Raw genomic sequence first — 22,300 nt, 5'->3', positions numbered from 1 at the left:
TCAGGCGCCCGCGGGCGGTGGGGTCTTGGCCTTGTATTCGCACAGGTCGGCGATCGGGCAGCGCCAGCACTCCGGCTTGCGCGCCTTGCAGACGTAGCGGCCGTGCAGGATCAGCCAGTGATGGGCGTCCTGCAAGTAGGCCTTCGGGGTCAGGCGCATCAGGCGCTTCTCCACCTCGAGCACGGTCTTGCCCTTGGCCAGCCCGGTACGGTTGGCGACCCGGAAGATATGGGTGTCCACCGCGATGGTGGGGACGCCGAAGGCGGTGTTGAGGATGACGTTGGCGGTCTTGCGGCCCACACCCGGCAGGGCCTCCAGCGATTCGCGATCCCGCGGCACCTCGCCACCATGGCGTTCGGCCAGGATGCGGCAGGTCTTGATTACGTTCTCGGCCTTGGCGTTGTACAGGCCGATGGTCTTGATGTGTTCCTTCAGCCCGTCCAGGCCCAGTTCGAGGATGCCCTCGGGGGTGTTGGCGACGGGGTAGAGGCGGCGGGTGGCCTTGTTGACGCCGACATCCGTGGCCTGGGCCGACAGGATGACCGCGATCAGCAGTTCGAACGGTGTGTCGTACTCGAGCTCGGTGGTCGGCTCGGGATTCGCCGCCTTCAGGCGCTCGAAGATGGCTTCTCGCTTTGCGGCGTTCATGGATGCGGAGGCTCCAAACAAACCGGCCCCGCTTCGCGGGGCCGGCAACTCGCGTAGTGGCGTTGCTCAGACGTGGCGGAACATGCCGACATCCGGCGCGGCGTCGCGCGGGTTGGATTCGGCTTCCTTCTCCAGATCCTTGATCAGCTTGGCGTGCTTCTCTTCCAGATCATGCATCGCCTTCTCGTCCAGCTTCGGGAAGATGACGTCGCGGATGAACGAACCCAGTTCGTCCAGGCAGCTCGGCCAGTACTTGTCGTTCAGGTGGAACGAGTGGTGGGCGTGGGTGCCCATCGGGTAGCTGTCGAACTTGCGGATCATGGTGTAGGACAGGTCGCTGTCCTTCTCGACGAAGTCCTTGGCCCAGTCGTACCACCACTTGTAGTACTTCTCCTGCAGGTCGTCGTTGAACCCGTGGTTCTCGAAAAAGGCGGCGATCGTGCCGCGCGGGGCGAGGCCGTAGCGCGTGCCGCGCTTGCCAGCAAACGGGAAATGTCCAGCCATGCCAATCTCCTGGGACGTTTGAGTGTCCGGGGCGCGCGGCCCCGGTAGAACGGATTCGTGGCGCCGGAAGTTTACCGGCTGACGGCCAGGAATCAAGGCCGGTTCGGTTCAGGCGTTGTCGGGTGCGGCTTCGGATTCGGTGGCGCTCTCGTCGCGGCTGGCGGTCGGCTCCGGCTCGAACTGGCTGTCGATCCAGTTCTTCGCGGCGATCAGCAGGCCCATGGCCATGAAGGCGCCCGGGGGCAGCAGGGCCAGCAGGAAGCCGTGCTCGGAGGGATAGAGCTGCAGGGTCATCCCGTGCCCCCACTCGCCGAACAGCAGGTGGGCATTGGCCATCAGCGTGCCCTGGCCAAGGACCTCGCGCAGCGCACCCAGGGCGATCAGCACGCCGGTGAAGCCCAGTCCCATCATCAGGCCGTCCAGGGCGGCGCGCGGCACCGAGTTGCGCGAGGCGAAGGCCTCGGCGCGACCGATGATGGCGCAGTTGGTGACGATCAGCGGGATAAAGATCCCGAGGATCAGGTACAGCCCGTGGAACCAGGCATTCATCGCCAGCTCGATCGCGGTGACGATGGAGGCAATGATCAGCACGTACACCGGGATGCGGATCTCCGGGCGCGCGTGGTTGCGGATCAGCGAGACCAGCACATTGGACAGCAGCAGGGTCAGGGTGGTCGCGATGCCGAGGCCGATCGCGTTGACCATGGTGCCGGAGATCGCCAGCAGGGGGCACAGCCCCAGCAGCTGCACCAGCCCGGGGTTGTTGTGCCACAGGCCGTCGCGAATGATGTCGGTCAGGGTCGGGTTCATCGGCTTGCCTCGTCGTCCCCGTGGTCCTCGGGCTGCGGGAGCGGTTCCGCCATGGAGCGGGCGTCGTCGGGCCGGGTCGCCAGCAGCTCCTCGCGGTGTTCGTCGAAGTATTGCAGCGTGCGATAAACGGCGCGAACCACCGCACGCGGGGTGATGGTGGCGCCGGTGAACTGGTCGAACACGCCGCCGTCCTTGCGCACGTGCCAGTCCTCGGCCGGGGGGTTCCCCAGCGAGCGGCCGTCGAAGTCGTGGATCCAGTCGGAGCGCTCGGCCTCGATGGCGTCTCCCAGACCCGGGGTCTCGCGATGCGCGGAGACGCGCACCCCCTGGAGCTCGCCGTCGCGATCTACGCCGATCAGCAGGTGGATGTCGCCACTGTAGCCATCGCGCGCGATCGCGGAAAACACGATGCCGACCACTTCGTCATCGGCATCGCGGGCGAACCAGGCCGGCAGGTGGTCACCGCCCAGGAGGTCATGGCCGAGATCGATGGTGTCGTGCACGGGGTCGTTCCGGTAATCCAGGTCGCCGGTCAGCTCCGCGATGCGGTTGCGGTTGACCGCCATGCGGTTCTCCTCGATGCGGGCCTCGGTCGTGCCCTGGACGAGGGCGACGATCCCCGCCCCGGCGGCCGCAAAGCCGGCGAGCAGGGCGGTGGCCAGCAGGATGTCGCGGGGCTTCAGGTCAAGCATGCCCGTCCCCCGGCGGCGGTCCGCGGCGCGAGCGCCCGAAGATGCGCGGCCGCGTCAGGTGGTCCAGGGTCGGGGCGACCATGTTCATCAGCAGCACGGCGAAGGCGACCGCATCCGGGTAGCCGCCCCAGGTGCGGATAATGAAGATCAGTACGCCGATGCCGGCGCCGTAGAGGATGCGACCCAGCGGCGTGGTGGAGGCGGAGACCGGATCGGTGGCGATGAAGAAGGCGCCGATGATGACCGCGCCACTGAAGACGTGGAATGCCGGCGAGGCAAAGGAATCCGGGTCCAGCATCCAGAAGAAGCCGGCCGGGATGGCCACGCCCAGGATCACCGCCAGCGGGATATGCCAGTGGATGATGCGCCGGAACAGCAGGTACAGCCCGCCGAGGAGGAAGAAGTTGCCGATCCACTCCCAGCTGGTCTCGCTGAAGCTGCCGAACAGCGGGCTCGCGGTGACCTCGCTGACGGTCCGCCCGGCCCCCAGGCCCTCGCGCATTGCGTCCAGGGGCGTGGCGCGGGTGATCGTGTCCCACTCGAGTGCGGCCGGTAGGCTGCCGGTGAGCACGGTCTGCAGCGTCTGGCCCAGGCCCAGCGACAGGTCGGAGAGGGTGTCCGGCGCGGGCCACAGGGCCATCTCCCGCGGGAACGAGACCAGCACGACCACGTAGCCGACCATCGCGGGGTTGAACGGGTTGTAGCCGAGCCCGCCATACAGGTGCTTGGCCACCACGATCGCGAAGGCGATACCGATCAGGGTGACCCAGATCGGCGTCAGCGGCGGTACGGCCAGGGCGAACAGCCAGCCGGTCACGATGGCCGAGTTGTCGCTCAGGGTGGCCATGACCGGGCGCTTGCGGGCCGCCACGATCGCAGCCTCGAAGGCCACGGCGAACAGTACCGCCAGGACCACATTGACCAGGACGCCCCAGCCGAAGAACCAGGCCATGGCCAGGGTGCCGGGTACCAGGGCCATCTGGACCTGCTGCATGACCCCGCCCACCGAGTGGGCCGGGATCATGTGCGGCGAGGATTCGGTGCGAAAGCGCATCAGCGGCTGCCCGAGTCCGTGGAATCGCGCGGGCCGGATTCGCTGGATGTGCCGGCCTCCGCGGTGCCGGCGTTGTCCTGTCCGTCCCCCGGGGTCTCGGCGGGTTGTGCGGCCTTGGCGGCCTTGCGCGCGCGGGCGCGTTCCAGCGCGGCCTGGATGGCGGCCTGCTTGTCGTCGTCGGCGCCTTCCTCGCCCTCTTTCTTCTTCACCGCCGCCTTCTTCCTGGCCATGCGCTCGGCCTTCTCGCGTTCCTCGCGCTCGATGCGCTCCTGGCGGAACTCATAGCGTTCGCGGGCGATGTCGGACTTCTGCCGTTCCTTCTCGCGCGCCCAGATCTCGTTCTTGGCGTAGCGGTAGTACTGCACCAGCGGGATATTGCTGGGGCAGACATGCGCGCAGCAGCCGCACTCGATGCAGTCGAACAGGCCGTAGTCCTGGATCGCGTCGAAGTCCTTGGCCTTGGCCTGCCAGTAGAGCTGCTGCGGCAGCAACTGGGCGGGGCAGGCGGCCGCACACTCGCCGCAGCGGATGCAGGGCATCACCGGCCCCGGGGGCGGGGTGTCCTGGGGGCGAGTGGCGAGCAGGCAGTTGGTGCCCTTGATCACGGGTATGGCGTCGTCGTGGACCGCGAACCCCATCATCGGGCCGCCCATCACCAGGCGATCCACGCCATCCGCGTAACCGCCGGTCGCGGCGATGACGTCGGCGAACGGGGTCCCCAGCAGGGCCTCGACATTGCGCGGGTGCCGCACGCCCGGCCCGGTAACGGTGACGATGCGCGACAGCAGGGGGCGCCCCTGGATGATCGCGTCGCAGACCGCCTTGAAGGTGCCGGGATTGTTGCAGACCATCCCGATATCGGCCGGAAGACCGCCGCTGGGGACCTCCTGGCCGGTCAGCACCTTGATCAGCTGGCGTTCGCCGCCGGTGGGGTAGAGGGAGGGGACCGAGACCAGCTGGATCAGCTCGCGCAGTTCGCCCGGCAGGTTTTCGGTGAGGGCCCGCATCGCCTCGGGCATGTTGTCTTCCACCGCGAACAGCACCCGTTCGACGTCCAGCAGGTGGGCGACGATGCGAATGCCCTCGAACACCGCCTCCGGGGCGGTGCGCAGCAGCATGTCATCGGCGCTGATGTAGGGCTCGCACTCGGCCCCGTTCACGATCAATGTATGGATGCGCTGACCGGCGCGCGGGTTGAGCTTGACCGCGGTGGGAAAGGCGGCCCCGCCCAGCCCGACGATGCCGGCCTCACGGATGCGCTGGCGCAGCTTGCGCGGATCGCGGGTATCCCAGTCCAGCCAGGGTTCCATGCGGGTGTCGCCCCAGTCGTCGCGACCGTCGGTCTGGATGACCACACAGGGGGCGTTCAGACCGGAAGGATGGGGCACCGCGTGCGGGGCGATCTCGATCACCTCCCCGGAGCTGGGGGCGTGCACGTGGGCCGCGATATACCCCTTGGACTGACCGATGCGCTGACCCTTGGTCACGTAGTCGCCGACCCCCACGGACGGCTCCGCGGCCTCGCCGATGTGCTGGCCCAGCGGGACGATCAGCTGCGACGGCACGCCCATCACCAGCACCGGATCGCGGGTGCTGGCTTCGGTCTCGTCGGCCAGTTTCAGGCCCCCGTGGAAGCGATGCAGCTGCATAAGCGTATTCTAACGGTTCGCGGACATCCGACTCAGTCGGAAGCCCGCGAACCGTCCGCGATGGCGTGGATGGGCCGCTCGATGGGCCGCTCGATGGGTGAGGGTTCCGGTTCCGACCAGCGCCATTCGGTGATGTCGGTGCCGACCGGAACCATGGTGATGCAGTCGACCGGACAGGGCTCGATGCACAGCTCGCATCCGGTGCATTCCTCCTCGATCACGGTGTGCATCTGCTTGGCGGCCCCGAGGATGGCATCCACCGGGCAGGCCTGAATGCACAGGGTGCAGCCGATGCAGATGTTCTCGTCGATGATCGCGACGGCCTTCTCCTGCTCTTCTTCCTCCAGCGGGGTGGGCTCGCGGTCGAGCAGGTCGGCCAGGGCCTGGACCGTCGCCTGACCGCCGGGGGGACAGCGGTTGATGTCCGCCTCGCCGGCGGCGATGGCCTCGGCATACGGCCGGCAGCCGGGGTAGGAGCACTGGCCGCACTGGGTCTGCGGCAGCAGGGCGTCGATCTGGTCCACCACCGGATCGGACTCGACCCGGAAGCGCTGCGCGGCGAACCCCAGGATCAGCCCGAATGCAGCGGCCAGGCCGCCGATCGCGAGGATGGCGTAGAGCACGCTCACAGCCGCACCAGCCCGGAAAAGCCCATGAACGCCAGCGACATCAGCCCGGCGGTGACCATGGCGATGGCGCTGCCGCGGAACATCACCGGCACATCGGCCACGGCGATGCGCTCGCGGATCGCGGAGAACAGGATCAGCACCAGCGAAAAACCGACCGCGGCGCCGAAACCGTAGAGGGCCGACTCGACAAAATTGTGTGCCTCCTGGACGTTGAGCAGGGCGACGCCCAGCACCGCGCAGTTGGTGGTGATCAGCGGCAGGAAGATCCCCAGCACGTTGTAGAGCAGGGGCGAGGTCTTGCGCACCACCAGCTCGGTGAACTGCACCACCGCCGCGATCACCAGGATGAAGGCGATGGTGCGCAGGTACTCCAGCCCGAGCGGGGTCAGCAGGTATTCATTGATCACGTAGGAGCTGACGGCGGACAACGTCAGGACGAAGGTCGTGGCCAGGCCCATGCCGGTGGCCGTCTCGACCTTGCGCGAGACCCCCATGAACGGGCACAGGCCCAGAAACTTCACCAGTACGAAGTTGTTCACGAGGATCGTACTGATGAGGATCAGGACGTATTCCACGAAAAATCCGAGTCGTCAGGTCAACAACACAGTATCGGCGACGGGCGGTGCCCGCTCAACCCTGCCCGCGGCGGGGCGATTGCTCTTTCCCGGCGCGAAACCTAGGGAGACGCTGATTGAATCGCACGTCCGCGCTCGAGTCGCTTTTGCGTGCGAACAAGGCGCGGTGACTGCCGTGCAGTCATTCTGCACAAAGGAGCCGCAACGCCGTTCCCGCGCCCGTTGTTGATCATAAAAACGGGCGGCCGGGCCCCTGCTTTCAATAGCTTGTGGGGTTGGTGCACCCTGTTCCCCGATCCTGCGTTGCGCCTCTTGCGGGTAGAACCACTACCCGCTACACGACGCGCCTTGTCTCGGAAAACAGGGGGCACCAACGCGGACGTGCGATTCAATCAGCGTCTCCCTAGTCCGGCGCGTGGCAGAGGCCGGGAATGTCGAGTCAGATTAGCGCCCGTCGGCGGTGTCGGAGATGAGCGAGGTCAAGGGCCGCACCGGATGGTCGTCCTCGGCCTGGGGGTCCGCGGCCGGGCGAGCGGTCAGCAGCCAGGCCTGGTGGGCGGCGTCCAGCTCGTCACGGCGGGTGGACAGCACCAGCACGGTCTCCGGCGTCAGGCCGATCTCCTCCGCGAGACGACGGTAGCTGCCGGCATCGCGGCGGCCACCGATGCGGGTGTCGAACAGTCCGGTCAGGTGTTGTTCGACCTCCGGGTGCGGGCCGTGGCGCAGCCAGTCGCGCTGTACCGGTGCCGGGGTCGCGCCGAAGCTGTACAGGGCCACTCCGCTGCGGTGCAGCCGGTCCAGCGTCGCGGCGGTTTCCCGGGAGAGTTGTGGCTGCAGGGCCCCGGCCTCCAGCGCATCGGCCCAGACCATCCCCTGGAGCTGGCGCACCGGCGTGATGTCCTGCCCGCCCCGGATCCACGCGCGGATCTGGGACAGCAGCCCGTCCACGTCCAGCTCGCGCCCGGAGTAGGCGAGGATGTCCGTCAGCGTCCGCTGAACCGCGGTGGACTCGGCGTGACGCTCGAGGAAGTCGGGCAGCGCCTCGAGGGCGTGCGGTTCCAGCGTATCGCGCAGCACGCCGGACGGGGCGAGGACTCCCTCGAAGGCCAGGATGACGGCCTGGGGGGCGGGGTGAGCGGAGGTTGAGGTCATAGGGGTAGCTGGCGGGCCAGCGTTTCGCATTCGAACATGAACTCGAAGGCCTCGGTGCGCTGCATGGCCCGTTCCACCGTCTCGCCCCAGGTGTAGAGCCCGTGGCCGCCGATCAGGTAACCGGCAAGTGCCGGGTCGCGGTCCATGGCGGCGTCGACCCGGGCGGCCAGCTGCTGCATGTCCGGCTCGTTGGCGAACACCGGGATGCGGATGCCGCGCGCGGGGTGTTCGCAGCCGGGGAGTTCGCGCAGGGCCTCGTAGTCGCGCAGCAGCAGTGAGCCCGTGACCTGCCGCGACAGCACGGTACCCTGCACGCTGTGCGTATGCAGGACGGCGCCGAGCTGCGCGTCGCGGCGGTACATGATGATGTGCAGGAAGGTCTCGGGGCCGGGTTCGCCGCTGCCGGTGACCCGATGCCCTTCGAGATCCACCACCATGAAGTCGTGGGCGTCCAGCAGGTCCTTGCTGCGCCCCGGGGCGGTAATCACGATATGCCGGTCGTCCAGACGCGCGGAGAAGTGCCCGGTGCGCGCGGGGAGCCAGCCGCGGTCCGCGAGTTCGCGTCCGGCTTCGGCCAGCAGGCGAACCTGCGCTTTGAATTCGGGGCTTTGTTCCATGCGTCCGGGTGTCGACAAAAAAGAGCGGCAGCTTACGCGAGGCTCGGGTGCAAATCCATGGGCCGCGCGCGTTCCATGCCGTTCTCGTCGGTTGCGGTGGGCATCACTTGACGCGCATGCCGGGGCGGGCCCCGTCATCCGGGTTCAGGATGTAGAGCTCCGACCCACCCGGGCCGGCGGCCAGCACCATGCCCTCGGAGACGCCGAAGCGCATCTTGCGCGGGGCCAGGTTGGCGACCATCACGGTATACCGGCCGATCAGGTCCTCCGGGGCGTAGGCGGACTTGATGCCGGCGAATACCTGGCGCGTCTCGGAACCGATATCCAGGGTGAGTTTCAGGAGTTTGTCGGCGCCGTCCACGTGCTCGGCATTGGCGATGCGGGCGATACGCAGATCGACCCGGGCAAAGGTATCGAAGTCGATGGTCTCGGCAATCGGGTCCACGTTCGCCTCCGTGGCCTGTTCAGGGGCCGCGTTGTCGGGGCTGGCGGTCTCGCGGGCGGCCAGAGTGGCCTTCGAGGCCTCCAGCAGCTTTTCGATGGTCTCCGGCTCGATGCGCGTCATCAGCGGCTTGAACTTCTGGATGGAACGTCCGATCAGGGGTTCGCGGTTCGCCCAGCGGGTGTCGTCCAGGTTCAGGAACGCGGCGGCGTCGGCCGCCAGCTTCGGCAGCACCGGGGTGAGATAGACAATCAGGATGCGGAACAGGTCCAGCCCCTGGGTGTTGATGGCCTGCACCTCGGCCTCGCGACCTTCCTGCTTGGCCAGCACCCAGGGCTGGGCCTCGTCGATGTACTGGTTGGCCTGATCCGCCAGCGCCATGATGCGGCGCATCGCCTGGGCGAACTCGCGCCGCTCGAATGCCGCCGCGATCGCCTCGCCCTCGGCGACGAAGGCGTCGTGCAGGTCCGGGCGCGGGAGTTCCGCGGCCAGCTGGCCGTCGAAGCGCTTGTGGATGAAGCCGGCGCAGCGGCTGGCGATGTTGACCACCTTGCCGACCAGGTCCGAGTTCACGCGCTGCACGAAGTCGTCCAGATTCAGATCCAGGTCGTCGACCCCGTCCCCCAGTTTGGCGGCCAGGTAGTAGCGCAGCGATTCGGGGTTCAGGTGGTCCAGGTAGTCGCGGGCGCGGATGAAGGTCCCGCGCGACTTGGACATCTTCTGGCCGTTGACCGTCAGAAAGCCGTGGCAGAAGACCGCCGACGGGGTGCGAAAGCCCGCGCCATGCAGCATGGCCGGCCAGAACAGGGTGTGGAAGTAGGCGATGTCCTTGCCGATGAAGTGGTACAGCTCGGCGTCGGAGTCCGCGCCCCACCAGGCGTTGAAGTCCAGGCCCTGCTGCTCGGCGAAGGCGCGAAAGCTCGCCATGTAGCCGATCGGGGCGTCCAGCCACACGTAGAAGTACTTGCCCGGGGCGTCGGGGATCTCGAAGCCGAAGTAGGGCTTGTCACGGGAGATGTCCCAGTCGCTCAGGCCGGTCTCGAACCATTCGTCCAGCTTGTTGCGGATCGCGTCCTGCAGACGGCCGGAGCGGGTCCAGTCGCGCAGGAAGGCCTCGAAGTCGCCCAGCTTGAAGAAGTGGTGCTCCGAGGCGCGCGACTCCGGGCGCGCGCCGCTGATGGCCGATACCGCGTCTTTCAGGTCCATCGGGCTGTAGGTCGCGCCGCAGGCCTCGCAGGAGTCGCCGTACTGCTCCTGCGCGCCGCATTTGGGGCAGGTGCCCTTGATGAAGCGATCCGGCAGGAACATCCCGGCCTCGGGGTCATAGGCCTGGTCGATGGTGCGGATCTCGATGTGCCCGGCGTCGCGCAGGGCCTTGTAGATCTGGCCGGCCAGCTCGCGGTTCTCGTCGGAGTGCGTCGAGTGGTAGTGATCAAAGCCGATCAGGAATTCGCTGAAGTCGGCCTCGTGTTCCTGGCGCACCCGCGCGATCAGTTCCTCGGGTTCGATGCCCTCGGCACGGGCCTTGAGCATGATCGGCGTGCCGTGGGCGTCGTCCGCGCAGACATAGATCACCTCGTGGCCCCGCGCACGCTGGAACCGCACCCAGATGTCGGTCTGGATGTATTCCACCAGGTGCCCGAGATGGATCGGGCCGTTCGCGTAGGGCAGGGCGCTGGTGACGAGGATCTTGCGCGGGGTATCGGTCATTGCTTGGCTCGTGATGGGCGGCGCCGGGCCGCGGGTGCAGGGGCGCTATTGTCCGGTGTGTCCAGCGGCTTGTCGAGGCGCAGCGCGGGCTGGGCCCGCTTGTCCACAGAACCTGTGGATAAGTCTGTGGGAAACCCGGTGGAATCGGTCGCTACCCCTTGCCACACAAGGGTGCATGACAAATTGGTTAAAAATCGACCAACCCAAAAGAAATCTAATAAAACAGCAAGTTGGAAAACTATTGTGCAGCGGTTTGGACGTTTGTGCGGCTATCTAGGCCTGTCTTCCCCGTATGCGCCATGTTTGTGCATAAAACCGATGCGAAAGGCTTGACACCCGGCCGGATGAGCATGTTTGGGCCCCGGGAAAGGACTGGCACTGCGTGTTGCCATTGGCGTGCCGTACCGGTGCCAGTAGAATCGCGCGGTCACCCTTCAATTGCTGGATGGAACGAACACCATGGCCGAACTCTCGCGCGAGCAGATCGAAAACGCCCTGAAGACTGTTCAGGACAAGTACCTGGAGCAGGATTTGGTGGCCGCCGGCGCGGTCAAGGACATTCAGGTGGAGGGCGCGCGCGCCTCCATTGCCATCGAGATGGGCTACTCCTCGAACGGCTATCACGACGAGCTCCGCGCAGCCATCCAGGGGGCGCTGGCCGGTGTCGCCGGGCTGGAATCCTCGGAAGTGACCATCAACACCAAGGTCACGACGCACGCGGTGCAAAAGAGCCTCAAGCCGATGGCGGGGATCAAGAACATCATCGCCGTGGCCTCCGGCAAGGGCGGGGTGGGCAAGTCCACTACCGCGGTGAATCTGGCGCTGGGCCTGGCGGCCGAGGGCGCGCAGGTCGGCATCCTGGATGCGGACATCTACGGCCCCAGCCAGCCGCGCATGCTGGGCATCAAGGGCAACCCGGAGTCCAAGGATGGCAAGAGCATGGAGCCGCTGGAGCGCCACGGCGTACAGGCGATGTCCATCGGCTTCCTGATCGAGGAGGACACGCCGATGATCTGGCGTGGCCCGATGGTGACCCAGGCGCTGGAGCAGCTCCTGAACGAGACTAACTGGAAGGATCTGGACTACCTGATCATCGACCTGCCGCCGGGCACCGGCGACATCCAGCTGACGCTGTCGCAGAAGATTCCGGTGTCCGGCGCGGTGATCGTGACCACGCCGCAGGACATCGCGCTGCTGGACGCCCGCAAGGGCCTGCGCATGTTCGAGAAGGTCGAGGTGCCAGTGCTGGGCATCATCGAGAATATGAGCATCCACATCTGCTCGAAGTGCGGCAACGAAGAGTACATCTTCGGCCAGGGCGGGGCGGAGAACATGGCCGAGGAGTACGGGGTGGATATGCTGGGCGCCCTGCCGCTGGACATCCGCATCCGCGAACAGGCCGATGGCGGCGAGCCCACCGTGATCGCCGACCCGGATGGCCGCATTACCGAGATCTATCGCGAAATCGCGCGGCGCACCGGCGCCAAGCTGGCGGAGCAGTCCAAGGACTACAGCAGCAAGTTCCCCAATATCGTGATTCAGAACAACTGATCCGGCGAACCGCCGACCAGGGACAGGGCCAATGAGCATCAAGTCGGACCGCTGGATCCGGGAGATGGCCGAGACGCAGGGCATGATCGAGCCCTTCGAGCCCGGCCAGATCCGCTACCGCGACGAGGAGCGGATCGTGTCCTACGGCACCTCCAGCTACGGCTACGACGTGCGCTGTTCGGATCATTTCAAGATCTTCACGAACATCAATTCCAGCATCGTCGATCCCAAGGGCTTCGACGAGGGCAGCTTCGTGGATGTGCAGTCGGATGTCTGCATCATCCCGCCCAACTCCTTTGCCCTGGCGCACACGGTGGAGTACTTCCGTATCCCGCGCGATGTACTGACCATCTGCCTGGGCAAGTCCACCTATGCCCGCTGCGGCATCATCGTGAACGTGACCCCGCTGGAGCCCGAGTGGGAGGGCCACGTGACGCTGGAGTTCTCCAACACCACGCCGTTGCCGGCCAAGATCTACGCCAACGAGGGTGTGGCGCAGATGCTGTTCCTGCAGTCCGACGAGGTCTGCGAGACGTCCTACAAGGACCGGGGCGGCAAGTACCAGGGGCAGCGCGGCGTCACCCTGCCGCGGACCTGACACCCACCAAATCCCCCGGAGGACCGCCATGCGCATCGTGATCGCGCTGGGCGGCAACGCCCTGTTGCAACGCGGCGAGACGCCCTCGGCCGAGGCCCAGCAGCGCAACGCGCAACAGGCCGCCGAGGCGATCGCCGCCGTGGCGCGCGAGCACGAGGTGGTCGTCACCCACGGGAACGGGCCGCAGGTTGGCCTGCTGGCCAATCAGGCGGAGTGCGATCGCATCGCCTGGCCGCTGGACGTTGTCGGCGCCGAGAGCCACGGCATGATCGGCTACATCCTGGCGCGCGAGCTGCACAACGCACTGGGGCATGACCGGGTGGCGAGCCTGCTGACGCAGACCGAGGTCGACCCCAACGATCCGGCCTTTGGCCATCCGGAGAAATTCATCGGCCCCACCTGGGATGAAGCCCGTGCTCGTGCGCTGGCCGACGAGCGCGGTTGGGATATCGCGCCCGACGGCGAGGGTTGGCGGCGCGTGGTAGCCTCGCCCGAGCCGCAGCGCCTGCTGGGCATGGAGGCGGTACGCTCCCTGGTGGATAGTGGCGCTGTCGCGATCTGCGCCGGTGGCGGGGGTGTGCCAGTCGTGCGCGACGCGGCCGGGCGCCTGCAGGGCATCGAGGCTGTGGTCGACAAGGACCTGACGGCCGCCCGTCTGGCCGCGCATGTCGAGGCCGACTGGCTGCTGATGCTGACCGATGTCGACGGCGTCTATATGGACTGGGGCACGCCGGACGCTCGGCGCTTGAAGGCCCTGCTGGTCACGGCCGTGGAGCCGGCGGCCTACCCCGCGGGTTCCATGGGCCCGAAGATGGAGGCGGCGCGGCGCGCGGCGCAAGGCGGCATCCGGGTCGGGATCGGTGCGCTGGGGCATGCCGCTGATATCCTGGACGGCCAGGCCGGGACCCGCATCCTGCCGGTCGGGGCCGTCTGACAGCGAATCCGCAGCCAGGCGGGTCTCAAGGGCGTGTGCCAAGCCCGTGATCTTCACGCCGGCGCTTGCGCGACGGGCCGTGGGCTTGCACGCTTTGACCTGAAAACACCCGAGAGCGATAGCGATGCGAGAGATTCAGCGAGCGACCCCCCTGGTGATCGGACTGACCGCCGTGGGCCTGCTGGCCCTGGGCTGTGGCAACGGCGCGCCGGAGGAGGAGTCGGTGGGTGCACCCCAGAGTCTGGGGGAGGGGGGACTAACCCCTCAGGATATGTCCAGTGACGAGGCCCGGCGTCCGCAGCAGTCCGGCATGCCGGCCGCGGACGTGAAGCGCACCACGGACTGACGGACCCGCGGGGCCGCCGGTCCGTGCGTGCCCCTTGCCCTCACCACATCAGGTCATCGGGGACGACGTAATCCTTGTAGGGGTCGTCCGGGTCGGGCTCGGACGACGCATCATCCTCGGCCGGAATCACCAGCGGCCATTCCGGATCGCGCTCGCGGATGCGGTCCGCTGTCTCCCGCGGGATGACCCGGAAACCCTTTTCCGGCCGGATATCCAGCCCCGCAATCGCGGCGCGCCCGTCGGCCAGGCGCTTTTGCAGATCCGCTGTCACCGGTAGGTGGCGGATCTGCCCCCCCTGCTGAAAATGATAGTCCAGCGCGGCATCGCCCGTGGGGATCGGCGCCAGATGGGTACTGACCAGCTCGCGGATCTGTGCGTGGCGGGCGCGGCGTTCGGCACGCTCCTGCTGTTCGCGGTTCTTCTGCCGCGAGCGTTCGGCCTGCTCGGCCTTGCGCGCCTCGGCCACGCCGGGCTCGGGGCCGGTCTTGCGGTCCTTCTTCTTTTTCGCGTTGCCCTTTTGCGCCTGATGCTTTTGCGCCTTGGCCTTGCGAACCTGTTTTTCGTCCACCAGCCCCGTCTTCAGGAGCTGGGTGCGCAGATCGTCGGACATGAATCCTGCCGTGTAGGGTCTGTATGCCGGGGAGGATAGCCGGAACCGCCAGCGCATGCAGCCGGCATGCCGCTACGTACGTCCCTGCGTGGACACGCTATTGAGAACACCGATCCGGAGTGTGTGGCGCGTCGCGGATCTCGGCCTCCGGCAATGCGGGGAACAGCGTGTGCAGTCGGCGCCGGTGGTTCACGGCGTGGGACCGGCTATCCGGCGTCGAGAGCTGGCGGGCCTGCGCGAGCAGTTGCAGGCCCGCCAGGCGCTCGCTCTGGAGTTCGAGCGCGAGTACCGCGCGGTAGAGCGTGTCGCGCTCGGGGGTGTGCAACTGGCGGCGCAGGGCGCGGATGCGTCCGGTGGCTGAGGTCTGCCAGCGGCGGGCGGTTTGCGCGAGCCGTTGCCACTGAGAGGTCGTCAGCGGTCGGGGGTACCACAGGGCAAACAGCGCCAGCATCACATCCACCCCGAAGTCCTCCTGCCAGCGCATCAGACGCGCGCGTGCATCGGGGTCGGCCCAGAGGGTTCCGGCGAAGCTCCAGAAGGCCTCGAAGTCCGTCGACGGCTCCTCCGGGGTGCCTCCGGATTCAGGCACTGCTCGCGGCGGAGGAGGTGAACGTCACCCCGGCGGTGTTCCGCAGACTCTCGGGCTCCAGGATCTCGAGGTCGCGGGTGTGCAGGCTGATTACGCCCTGGTTGCGCAGCTGGGTGAACAGTCGGCTGATGGTCTCCTGGGTCAGGCCCAGGTGGTTGGCGATGTCGGCGCGCGACATCGGCAGGTAGAACCGCTCGGGGGACAGGCCGCGAGTGCGCTGGCGTTCCGACAGCCCCACGAGGAATGTCGCCAGGCGTTGCTCGGCCGTGCGCTGGGCAAGCAGCGCATGCAGGCTTTCGTCCTGCGCGAGCTCCTGGCTCATCACGCTCATCATGTGCTGGCGGAACGTGGGCAGGCGCCCGGCGAGGTCGTCGACATGCCCGTAGGGCACGGCACAGACGCTGGTGGATTCCAGGGCCACGGCACTCACCGGGTGCTTGCCCGAATGGATCGCGTCCAGTCCCAGGAGGTCGCCGGCCAGGGCAAAGCCCGTGATCTGTTCAGTGCCGTCATCGGAGATCAGCACCGTCTTCAGCGCCCCCGTGCGGACCGCATACAGCGCGTCGAACTTGGCCCCCATGGTGAACAGGGCCGCGCCCTTGGCGATCGGCCGGCGCTGCTGGACGATCTCGTCGAGCTGCCAGAGCTCGTCCTGCGGCAGGCCGACCGGCAGGCAGAGCTGGCGCAGGGTGCAGTGCTGACAGGCTTGGGTGGGTCGTAGCGTCATGAGTGCAGGGTAGCCGTTTTTTCGGAATTGGGGAAAGGGATTTTCGGGGTCTGCCATCACGCTCGGGAATGCGCTACTGTCCCTGTGGAATGCAGGTGATTCGGGTCGGGGTTATTACGGGTCTCGAAGCGGCGCCGGCCGCCCACTTCACCGCGCGCGGCATCAGGCATGGACAACGCGAGATAACAATATTTAGACTCAGTTTACATTGGGTGGCGCGGCAACGGCCTGGAACCCACGCGTTGCGCACGGGCCGCCGAGACAAGGACAGGGGTCAAGATGATCGAGCGGTTACTCGAGCAATACATGCGCTACGGGACCTTTGTGCTGCGGCACCCGGATGGCCGCGAGCAGCGTTTCGGTAGCGGTACGCCGGAGATCACGATGCAGCTGCATGACCGGGCGGCGCTGCGCAAGATCGGTCGCGATCCGGGGTTCCAGCTGGGCGAGACCTACATGAACGGCATGTGGTCGCCTGGCCCCGAGGGCCTGCAGGTGTTCCTGGATGTGGCTATGCGCAACTTCGCGCCGATGTTCCAGCAGCGTGTCAATCCGGCGGTGCGTATGCTCAGGGCGCTGATCGAGCAGGGCAACAAGGTGGCGCGCTGCTATCAGAACATCGCCCATCATTATGATGTCGACGAGTGGCTTTATCGCCAGTTCCTGGACGAGGGCATGTTCTACAGTTGTGCCTACTTCGAGCGGCCCGATATGACGCTGGAGGAAGCGCAGCAGGCCAAGTGCGCGATGCTGCGCAGGAAGCTGCGCCTGGAACCCGGCATGCGGGTCCTTGATATCGGTTGCGGCTGGGGCGGCCTGGCCTTCCATCTGGCCGAGCACGCGGACGTGCAGGTCGACGGCGTGACACTGTCCCGGGAGCAGCTGCGGGTGGCCCGGGAGGAGGCCGGGCGACGCGGGCTGGAGGACCGGGTGCGGTTTCTCTACCAGGACTACCGCGAGCACGAGGACCAGTACGACCGGATTGTCAGCGTCGGCATGTTCGAGCATGTCGGCACACCCAACTACGGTACGTTCTTCCAGCGGGTACACGACCTCCTGACGCCCGACGGCATCGCCGTGCTGCATACCATCGGGCGGCAGGAGCCGCCGGGCACCTCCAACCCGTGGCTCAGCAAGTACATCTTTCCGGGCGGGTACACCCCGGCGCTGTCCGAGGTGATGAGTGCGCTGGAACCCACCCCGCTGTACACCACGGATATCGAGTTCTGGCGGCTGCACTATGCCGAGACACTGGCCGAGTGGTACCGCCGATTCCAGAAGGTCCGGGCCGAGGCCGTGACGCGCTTCGACGAGCGCTTCTGCCGCATGTGGGAGTTCTATCTGGCCAGTTGCGAGGGGACCTTCCGCTGGTGGGGACAGGTGGTCTTCCACGTGCAGATGGCCAAGCAGCAGGACGCGGTGCCGCTGACGCGCGACTACCTCTATCGCGACGATGCCTCCGAGGTGGTCTCGATCCCGCCCGGCGAGGCCCAGGCACGGCGCAGCAACGCGGCCTGAGGGGTGGCCGAATGCGCCGGGAACGGCTCGAAAACGGGGCCCGGAGCGCGCGAACCGAACGTACTTTCCCTACACTAACGGGGACGTTGCGGCCATGCCGGCGGTGACCATCCATTCCGGAGCAGGGGCGCGTGTTCGGTCGCTTTCGTAAACGCAGGGAGGCACCGGGTCAGGAAGACCCGCAGGCCGTCGGGCCGTCGCAGGAGAACGTCCTGATCGAGGCGGCCGGCCGCAGCCGCATCACCGAGGTGGCGGCCACCGCGCGGCGCGTCCCCTGGTCGCTCAATTTCCTCCAGCTGCTGTGGGCGGCGGGACCGGTCACGTTCCTGGCCATGCAGGGCGGGTACTTTCTCGGTTTCGGGCATGCCGCCCCGGCACAGAACTTCATCTTCTTTGCCGTCTACACCCTGCTGTTCGGGGTGATCGGCCTGGTGGCGCGCTTTGTTGCCGATGCCACCCGCGGAAAACGCCAGGAACAGTCGCGCGACCAGCTGCGCAACACGATCGACCTGCTGCCGGACCTGCTGTTCGTGACCCGTGATCTGGCCATGAGCGAGCTCGCACCGGACATGCGCCGGCGCAAGGCGGCCGAGGTGCTGCTCCACGAGGTGGATATCTCGCCCGAGGGGGTGGCCGTCGCGGTGCGCGAGATGACCGGCGATACCAGCCTGGCGGCTGCCGCGGAGCAGATCGAGATCTATCGCCGCCTGGGCCTGCGCTCGCGCGTGGGCGATCTGGTGGGCGCGACCGAGGATTCGCGGCTCGCGGCCCTGGAGAAGCTGCACCACGAGGCCCCGGAGGTCGCCGACCTGCTGCGCGATCGGTTGCGCGGCGTGGCGCCGACCCAGGAGGATGGCGTGCGCCGGGTGGACCAGTTCCTGGACCGCCTGTTTTCCGCCGCCGATGCCGACGACCTGGCCCGGTGCACCCTCGACGATGTGCAGGCGATCTTCGTGCTCGCGTTCGAGCTCGTGAACGGGCGCCAGATCAAGCGCCTGAGCTTCGAATGGTCCGGTGGCTGGCAGCTCGGGGCCGCCCTGGACCGACTGGAATCCCAGGGCAACCGCTTTCGCGTGGCGCAGGCCGGGGTGGTCAGCCGCCTGCGCTCGCTCGGTATTCTGCTGTCCCAGAGCGATGCCTCGGGGCTGGATCCGCAGGCTCTGCGCGAGCCCGTAACCGACCTGGGGCGCCAGGTCCTGGAGGCACTGCGCACTCTGGAGGATCGGGAACCGGGGGAACATTCGCCGGAAGGCCAGCTCCTGGGGCTGGCACTGCGGCGGGTCGAGGACCTGCGCGAGGCGCGCGACCAGCTGATGCAGGCGCAGAGCCGTTACGCCAATGCGGTGGAGCGCTGGGAGGCCCTTCGCCGCGCCCAGGTGGAGAAGCGGGGCGAGAAGCGCTGGTTCAAGCGCAGTGTGCGCGGTATCCGGGTCAGCGAGGAGCTGATCGAGCTGACCGATGACCAGAAGCTGAAGCTGGCCAACGACTTCTGCAACTTCCTCAGGGAGCTGAAAATCCAGCGCGAAGGCGACCTGTTCTACTTCGGGGGGGCGGCGCTGGACGCCGAGACGGCCAAGCGCATCGGCATCCAGCTGGCCCTGGTCCTGGAGCCGCTGGTGGACCTCACCAACCCGAGCATCCAGCGCGCCATCTACGCCAACCCGGCCGCGTATCTTGGGGGGCTGTATGTGGGCATGAGCGCCGATGCCAAGGCGGGTCTGGGCTCGGCCATGGTGCGCAAGGTCCGCCAGGATCTCGGGCGCATGGCCGAATGGCTGGCGATGCGCCTCACGCGTATCTATCACCTGCCTTTGAGCGATTCGATGCGCGATTTCCTGGTCGAGCAGTACGGCGCCAACCGCGAGCGCCTGGACATGCTGGCAACGCATGCCGCGGACGAGTCGCATCCCGTGGCACTGCGCGCCGAGCGGTCGCCGGAGTTCGACGCCATGCTGCAGGACAAGACCTGGGGCCTGCTGCTCAAGCGCGGGACCCGCTATCTCCACGCCGAGGAGCGGCGCCGCCGCTGATGATCCGTCGCGACGGGCCTGGTTCGACGGTTCCGGTTGTGCGAGATCGAATCTCCCCCGGCTGGTAATTTTGCGCCCAATTGTGTAGTGTTCGCCGCGTTCCCCGGTGCCCGGCCAGGCTCGACCTGGCGGGTTAAACGGGAAGTTCGGTGAGTCCGGGCGGGTCTTCGAGGCCCGCGGACGATTCCGACGCTGCCCCCGCAACGGTGATCGAGCGAGGGACCGCCCGACGGTCCCTGATGGTCGCGGCCAGTGCCACTGAACATGCGTTCGGGAAGGCGCCGCATCGGAACGCTCGTCAGCCCGGAGACCGGCCAGGGAATGATCGCGCGGCATGCGGCGGGCATGCGAGGCGGATGATCGAGCCTGGCCGCTTGCCGGTTGTGGCCGATCCCCCCTCGTGTCTGTCTCCCCCTGTTCGGGCGATCCCGACGAATCAACGGCGTGCGGGCGGCTCGCCGGGAGACACAGACGACATGAAACGCACAGCACTTTCCACGGCCATCCTGCTGGCCACCAGTCCCGCTCTGGCGGATACGCCGAATACCAACGACGCGCAGACCCTGGAAACCGTCCAGGTCACCGCCTCTCGCATCGCGCAGACCGTCGACGAGACGCTTGCTTCGGTCACCATCATCGACCGCGAAGAGATCGAGCGCCTGCAGCCCCAGCAGTTCACCGATCTTTTAGATGGGCGCGCTGGCGTATCGGTGAGTGGTGCCGGCCCATTTGGTAAACAGTCGAGTGTGCGCGTGAGGGGTACCGAATCTGATCACCACCTGCTTTTGATCGATGGAGTTCGCATGGGCTCTGCGACCACCGGCGGGGCGAGTTGGCGGTTCCTGCCGCCGGAGGAGATCGAACGAGTGGAGATCGTGCGGGGCCCTCGAACCTCCATTTATGGGTCCGATGCCATTGGCGGCGTGACCCAGATCTTTACCCGAGAAGGTCGAGAAGGACCGCCGAAGGTCAACGCATTTGTCGGAGGCGGAAGTTTTGACACGTGGGAGACCGGAGTCGGCGTTGCCGGCGGCACCGAAAACACGAACTACAGTTTCTCGGTTAGCCACTTCGAGACCGATGGGATCAACGTGCAGGACGACGTCGGCGACGATGACCCTGACGGTTACAAAAACACCTCGCTGTCCGGGAAGGTAAGTCATCGTTTGGACAGCGGAATCGAACTTTTCGGGAATTTCTTGTACTCGGAAGGTCGTTCGGAGTATGACGCAGACGAGTTCGACCCTGCCACTTCCCTTATCCTCGGACCGTACGATCGAGCCTACACAGATTTTGTTCATGCCGCCCTGCGGGCCGGTATTCGTATTCCGGTAACCGACCGCTGGGACTCGGAAGTCACGCTTGGGCAGTCACGGGATGAGAGTGACGATGTGACGGAAGGCGGCGTGCTTGGTGGAAGCATCGATCGATTCGATACGCGTCGGAATCAGCTGACCTGGCGCAACGATCTCCGACTTGGGGATCGCACCGACCTAGTGGCCGGAGTGGATGCCTACGAGGACCAGGTTGATGGCACCACCGATTATGACGAGGACTCGCGTTACAACGTTGGCGTGTATTCGGTCTTGCGCACCGAACTTGGCAACCACGACCTGGAAGCTTCGCTGCGTTACGACGACAACGAGCAGTTCGGCGCAAAGACCACGGGGCAGATCGCCTGGGGCATGCAGGCCACCGATGCCCTGCGCCTGCGGGCCAGCTACGGCACCGCCTTCAAGGCGCCGACCTTCAATGATCTTTACTGGCCTTCTTCCGGCCCGATGAGTTTCCGCGGGAACCCCGACCTCGATCCGGAAGAGTCGGAGACCTTCGAGTTTGGGGTCAGGTATTCAGCCAGCCTTGCCTATGTGGATGTGGCAGTGTTCGAAACGCGTGTGGATGGCCTTATAACGGGTTTTCCAATGCGCGAAAACGTTGATGAGGCCCGAATTCGCGGGCTGGAAATCGAGGGTGGCCATGCCCTCGGGCCGTGGAATTCGCGGGTTGCGCTGACCCTGTTGGACGCGGAGGACCGGGATTCCGGAGATGAACTCGCGCGGCGGGCGCCGGTTTCGGCCCGTTTCGATCTAGATCGTCAGATCGGCGATTTCTCCGTAGGTGGTACGGTCCTCGCTCGGAGTCGGACCTATGAATACGACTTCTCGGGCGAGCCAAACCGGCTCTCGGGCTACGGCACGATGAACCTGCGCGCGGCGTATGCCCTCAACCCCGAATGGACGGTCGAGGGCTCCTTGACCAACGTCTTCGATCGGGATTATGAGACCCAGGGCGGCTATAACAACCCCGGCCGGGCCGCGTTCGTGAAGCTGCGCTACCAGCAGAGGTGATTCATGGGTAATCGACTGTCGAAGATTGCGACCCGTACGGGTGACGAAGGCCGGACCGGGCTGGGCGATGGCTCGCGGGTGGACAAGGACAGCCACCGCGTCGAGGCCTTTGGCGACGTGGACGAGCTGAACAGTGTCGTGGGCCGGGTGCTGGTCCACGACCTGCCCGAAGAGGTCCGTCGCTCGCTGGCTCTGGTGCAGCACGAGTTGTTTGATCTCGGAGCGGAACTGGCCGTGCCGGGGCATCAGGCCCTCCCGGAGGCTTCCGTGGAGCGTCTGGACGTGGAGCTGGAGTCCTTCAACGCGGATCTGCCCGCCCTGAAGGAGTTCATCCTTCCGGGTGGGGGTCCCGCTACGGCCGACTGTCACATTGCGCGTACCGTCTGCCGGCGTGCGGAACGGCGTCTGGTGGCGCTCAATCACCACGAGGCATTGCGTCCGGCGTCGCTGGCCTATGTCAACCGGTTGTCGGATCTCCTGTTCGTGCTCTGCCGTGTGCTGGCTCGTCACGAAAACGGTACCGAGGTCCTCTGGCAACCGGCGAACCAGCGCGGCTGACGGGTCTTC

At 66.6% G+C, this 22,300-nt stretch carries 22 protein-coding genes and 1 riboswitch; of the genes, 8 read left to right on the top strand and 14 right to left on the bottom strand.

Translation table 11 applies throughout. The annotated features are described in order from the left end of the window. From nth to metG, 11 genes are all read right to left on the bottom strand, one after another. Entirely contained in the window at positions 1–648 is a 648-nt protein-coding gene (gene nth, locus C996_RS0107760; protein ID WP_018866886.1) for an endonuclease III, read from the bottom strand. Between the two features lie 66 nt (positions 649–714). After that, positions 715–1,152 (bottom strand): hypothetical protein, encoded by a 438-nt coding sequence (locus tag C996_RS0107755; protein ID WP_018866885.1) that lies wholly within the window; start codon positions 1,150–1,152, stop codon positions 715–717. A gap of 108 nt (positions 1,153–1,260) precedes the next feature. Then, positions 1,261–1,962, bottom strand: coding sequence for an electron transport complex subunit E (locus C996_RS0107750; RefSeq protein ID WP_018866884.1), 702 nt, complete (start codon positions 1,960–1,962; stop codon positions 1,261–1,263). After that, positions 1,959–2,654 carry an electron transport complex subunit RsxG gene (gene rsxG / locus C996_RS0107745; protein WP_018866883.1) on the bottom strand — a complete coding sequence of 232 codons (696 nt, stop codon included), beginning with the start codon at positions 2,652–2,654 and terminating at the stop codon, positions 1,959–1,961. Before rsxG ends, C996_RS0107750 begins: the two co-directional genes overlap by 4 nt. Continuing rightward, positions 2,647–3,708, bottom strand: a complete 1,062-nt coding sequence (gene rsxD / locus C996_RS0107740; protein WP_018866882.1) for an electron transport complex subunit RsxD — start codon at positions 3,706–3,708, stop codon at positions 2,647–2,649. Before rsxD ends, rsxG begins: the two co-directional genes overlap by 8 nt. Next, complete coding sequence (rsxC, locus tag C996_RS0107735; RefSeq protein WP_018866881.1) at positions 3,708–5,357, bottom strand: electron transport complex subunit RsxC; 1,650 nt, start codon at positions 5,355–5,357, stop codon at positions 3,708–3,710. Before rsxC ends, rsxD begins: the two co-directional genes overlap by 1 nt. Before the next feature lie 32 nt (positions 5,358–5,389). Next, the gene (gene rsxB / locus C996_RS0107730) at positions 5,390–5,986 is read right to left on the bottom strand and encodes an electron transport complex subunit RsxB (RefSeq protein WP_018866880.1); all 597 of its coding nucleotides are present in this window, start codon (positions 5,984–5,986) and stop codon (positions 5,390–5,392) included. Next, positions 5,983–6,561, bottom strand: a complete 579-nt coding sequence (rsxA, locus tag C996_RS0107725; protein ID WP_018866879.1) for an electron transport complex subunit RsxA — start codon at positions 6,559–6,561, stop codon at positions 5,983–5,985. Before rsxA ends, rsxB begins: the two co-directional genes overlap by 4 nt. Before the next feature lie 444 nt (positions 6,562–7,005). Continuing rightward, complete coding sequence (locus tag C996_RS0107720) at positions 7,006–7,713, bottom strand: hypothetical protein (protein ID WP_018866878.1); 708 nt, start codon at positions 7,711–7,713, stop codon at positions 7,006–7,008. Next, positions 7,710–8,330 (bottom strand): methylthioribulose 1-phosphate dehydratase, encoded by a 621-nt coding sequence (gene mtnB, locus C996_RS0107715; RefSeq protein WP_018866877.1) that lies wholly within the window; start codon positions 8,328–8,330, stop codon positions 7,710–7,712. The genes C996_RS0107720 and mtnB overlap by 4 nt, the downstream gene beginning before the upstream one ends. A gap of 103 nt (positions 8,331–8,433) precedes the next feature. Beyond that, positions 8,434–10,482 (bottom strand): methionine--tRNA ligase, encoded by a 2,049-nt coding sequence (gene metG, locus C996_RS0107710; RefSeq protein ID WP_018866876.1) that lies wholly within the window; start codon positions 10,480–10,482, stop codon positions 8,434–8,436. Between the two features lie 459 nt (positions 10,483–10,941). Here metG and apbC point away from each other — a divergent pair, with 459 nt between their 5' ends. The 4 genes from apbC to C996_RS0107690 all read left to right on the top strand — a co-directional run bounded on the left by apbC (position 10,942) and on the right by C996_RS0107690 (position 13,911). Continuing rightward, positions 10,942–12,033, top strand: a complete 1,092-nt coding sequence (gene apbC, locus C996_RS0107705) for an iron-sulfur cluster carrier protein ApbC (protein ID WP_018866875.1) — start codon at positions 10,942–10,944, stop codon at positions 12,031–12,033. Positions 12,034–12,064: 31 nt separating this feature from the next. Then, positions 12,065–12,631, top strand: a complete 567-nt coding sequence (dcd, locus tag C996_RS0107700) for a dCTP deaminase (protein ID WP_018866874.1) — start codon at positions 12,065–12,067, stop codon at positions 12,629–12,631. Positions 12,632–12,659: 28 nt separating this feature from the next. Beyond that, the gene (locus C996_RS0107695) at positions 12,660–13,565 is read left to right on the top strand and encodes a carbamate kinase (protein ID WP_018866873.1); all 906 of its coding nucleotides are present in this window, start codon (positions 12,660–12,662) and stop codon (positions 13,563–13,565) included. Between the two features lie 124 nt (positions 13,566–13,689). Then, positions 13,690–13,911, top strand: a complete 222-nt coding sequence (locus C996_RS0107690) for a hypothetical protein (protein ID WP_018866872.1) — start codon at positions 13,690–13,692, stop codon at positions 13,909–13,911. A 40-nt stretch (positions 13,912–13,951) separates the two neighbouring features. Here C996_RS0107690 and C996_RS0107685 read toward each other — a convergent pair whose 3' ends face one another. The 3 genes from C996_RS0107685 to fnr form a co-directional block, all read right to left on the bottom strand. After that, positions 13,952–14,521 carry a DUF2058 domain-containing protein gene (locus C996_RS0107685; RefSeq protein WP_018866871.1) on the bottom strand — a complete coding sequence of 190 codons (570 nt, stop codon included), beginning with the start codon at positions 14,519–14,521 and terminating at the stop codon, positions 13,952–13,954. A 97-nt stretch (positions 14,522–14,618) separates the two neighbouring features. Further along, complete coding sequence (locus C996_RS0107680; RefSeq protein WP_018866870.1) at positions 14,619–15,110, bottom strand: DUF2390 domain-containing protein; 492 nt, start codon at positions 15,108–15,110, stop codon at positions 14,619–14,621. After that, positions 15,103–15,837, bottom strand: coding sequence for a fumarate/nitrate reduction transcriptional regulator Fnr (fnr, locus tag C996_RS0107675; RefSeq protein WP_018866869.1), 735 nt, complete (start codon positions 15,835–15,837; stop codon positions 15,103–15,105). The genes C996_RS0107680 and fnr overlap by 8 nt, the downstream gene beginning before the upstream one ends. 279 nt (positions 15,838–16,116) lie before the next feature. Here fnr and C996_RS0107670 point away from each other — a divergent pair, with 279 nt between their 5' ends. From C996_RS0107670 to C996_RS0107655, 4 genes are all read left to right on the top strand, one after another. After that, entirely contained in the window at positions 16,117–17,355 is a 1,239-nt protein-coding gene (locus C996_RS0107670) for a cyclopropane-fatty-acyl-phospholipid synthase family protein (RefSeq protein WP_018866868.1), read from the top strand. A 131-nt stretch (positions 17,356–17,486) separates the two neighbouring features. Next, on the top strand, positions 17,487–19,385 hold the full coding sequence (locus tag C996_RS0107665; RefSeq protein WP_018866867.1) for a hypothetical protein: 1,899 nt from the start codon (positions 17,487–17,489) through the stop codon (positions 19,383–19,385). A gap of 87 nt (positions 19,386–19,472) precedes the next feature. Then, positions 19,473–19,719: riboswitch (cobalamin riboswitch) on the top strand. 142 nt (positions 19,720–19,861) lie between these two features. Further along, positions 19,862–21,733, top strand: a complete 1,872-nt coding sequence (locus tag C996_RS0107660; RefSeq protein ID WP_018866866.1) for a TonB-dependent receptor domain-containing protein — start codon at positions 19,862–19,864, stop codon at positions 21,731–21,733. 3 nt (positions 21,734–21,736) lie between these two features. Then, a complete protein-coding gene (locus C996_RS0107655) occupies positions 21,737–22,291 on the top strand; it encodes a cob(I)yrinic acid a,c-diamide adenosyltransferase (protein ID WP_018866865.1) in 555 nt (184 codons plus the stop codon). Positions 22,292–22,300 lie beyond the last annotated feature (9 nt).

The organism is Thioalkalivibrio sp. ALE25 (assembly GCF_000377285.1).
In the GTDB taxonomy this organism is placed as follows: Bacteria; Pseudomonadota; Gammaproteobacteria; order Ectothiorhodospirales; family Ectothiorhodospiraceae; genus Thioalkalivibrio.
Note: the sequence above shows the minus strand (reverse complement) of the source record. Positions and strands in the feature narration are given on the sequence as shown.

Coding starts and splice junctions, on each gene's coding strand:
- nth (WP_018866886.1), bottom strand. CDS start 648: ATGAACGCCGCAAAGCGAGAAGCCATCTTCGAGCGCCTGAAGGCGGCG.
- C996_RS0107755 (WP_018866885.1), bottom strand. CDS start 1,152: ATGGCTGGACATTTCCCGTTTGCTGGCAAGCGCGGCACGCGCTACGGC.
- C996_RS0107750 (WP_018866884.1), bottom strand. CDS start 1,962: ATGAACCCGACCCTGACCGACATCATTCGCGACGGCCTGTGGCACAAC.
- rsxG (WP_018866883.1), bottom strand. CDS start 2,654: ATGCTTGACCTGAAGCCCCGCGACATCCTGCTGGCCACCGCCCTGCTC.
- rsxD (WP_018866882.1), bottom strand. CDS start 3,708: ATGCGCTTTCGCACCGAATCCTCGCCGCACATGATCCCGGCCCACTCG.
- rsxC (WP_018866881.1), bottom strand. CDS start 5,357: ATGCAGCTGCATCGCTTCCACGGGGGCCTGAAACTGGCCGACGAGACC.
- C996_RS0107720 (WP_018866878.1), bottom strand. CDS start 7,713: ATGACCTCAACCTCCGCTCACCCCGCCCCCCAGGCCGTCATCCTGGCC.
- mtnB (WP_018866877.1), bottom strand. CDS start 8,330: ATGGAACAAAGCCCCGAATTCAAAGCGCAGGTTCGCCTGCTGGCCGAA.
- metG (WP_018866876.1), bottom strand. CDS start 10,482: ATGACCGATACCCCGCGCAAGATCCTCGTCACCAGCGCCCTGCCCTAC.
- apbC (WP_018866875.1), top strand. CDS start 10,942: ATGGCCGAACTCTCGCGCGAGCAGATCGAAAACGCCCTGAAGACTGTT.
- dcd (WP_018866874.1), top strand. CDS start 12,065: ATGAGCATCAAGTCGGACCGCTGGATCCGGGAGATGGCCGAGACGCAG.
- C996_RS0107695 (WP_018866873.1), top strand. CDS start 12,660: ATGCGCATCGTGATCGCGCTGGGCGGCAACGCCCTGTTGCAACGCGGC.
- C996_RS0107690 (WP_018866872.1), top strand. CDS start 13,690: ATGCGAGAGATTCAGCGAGCGACCCCCCTGGTGATCGGACTGACCGCC.
- C996_RS0107685 (WP_018866871.1), bottom strand. CDS start 14,521: ATGTCCGACGATCTGCGCACCCAGCTCCTGAAGACGGGGCTGGTGGAC.
- fnr (WP_018866869.1), bottom strand. CDS start 15,837: ATGACGCTACGACCCACCCAAGCCTGTCAGCACTGCACCCTGCGCCAG.
- C996_RS0107670 (WP_018866868.1), top strand. CDS start 16,117: ATGATCGAGCGGTTACTCGAGCAATACATGCGCTACGGGACCTTTGTG.
- C996_RS0107660 (WP_018866866.1), top strand. CDS start 19,862: ATGAAACGCACAGCACTTTCCACGGCCATCCTGCTGGCCACCAGTCCC.
- C996_RS0107655 (WP_018866865.1), top strand. CDS start 21,737: ATGGGTAATCGACTGTCGAAGATTGCGACCCGTACGGGTGACGAAGGC.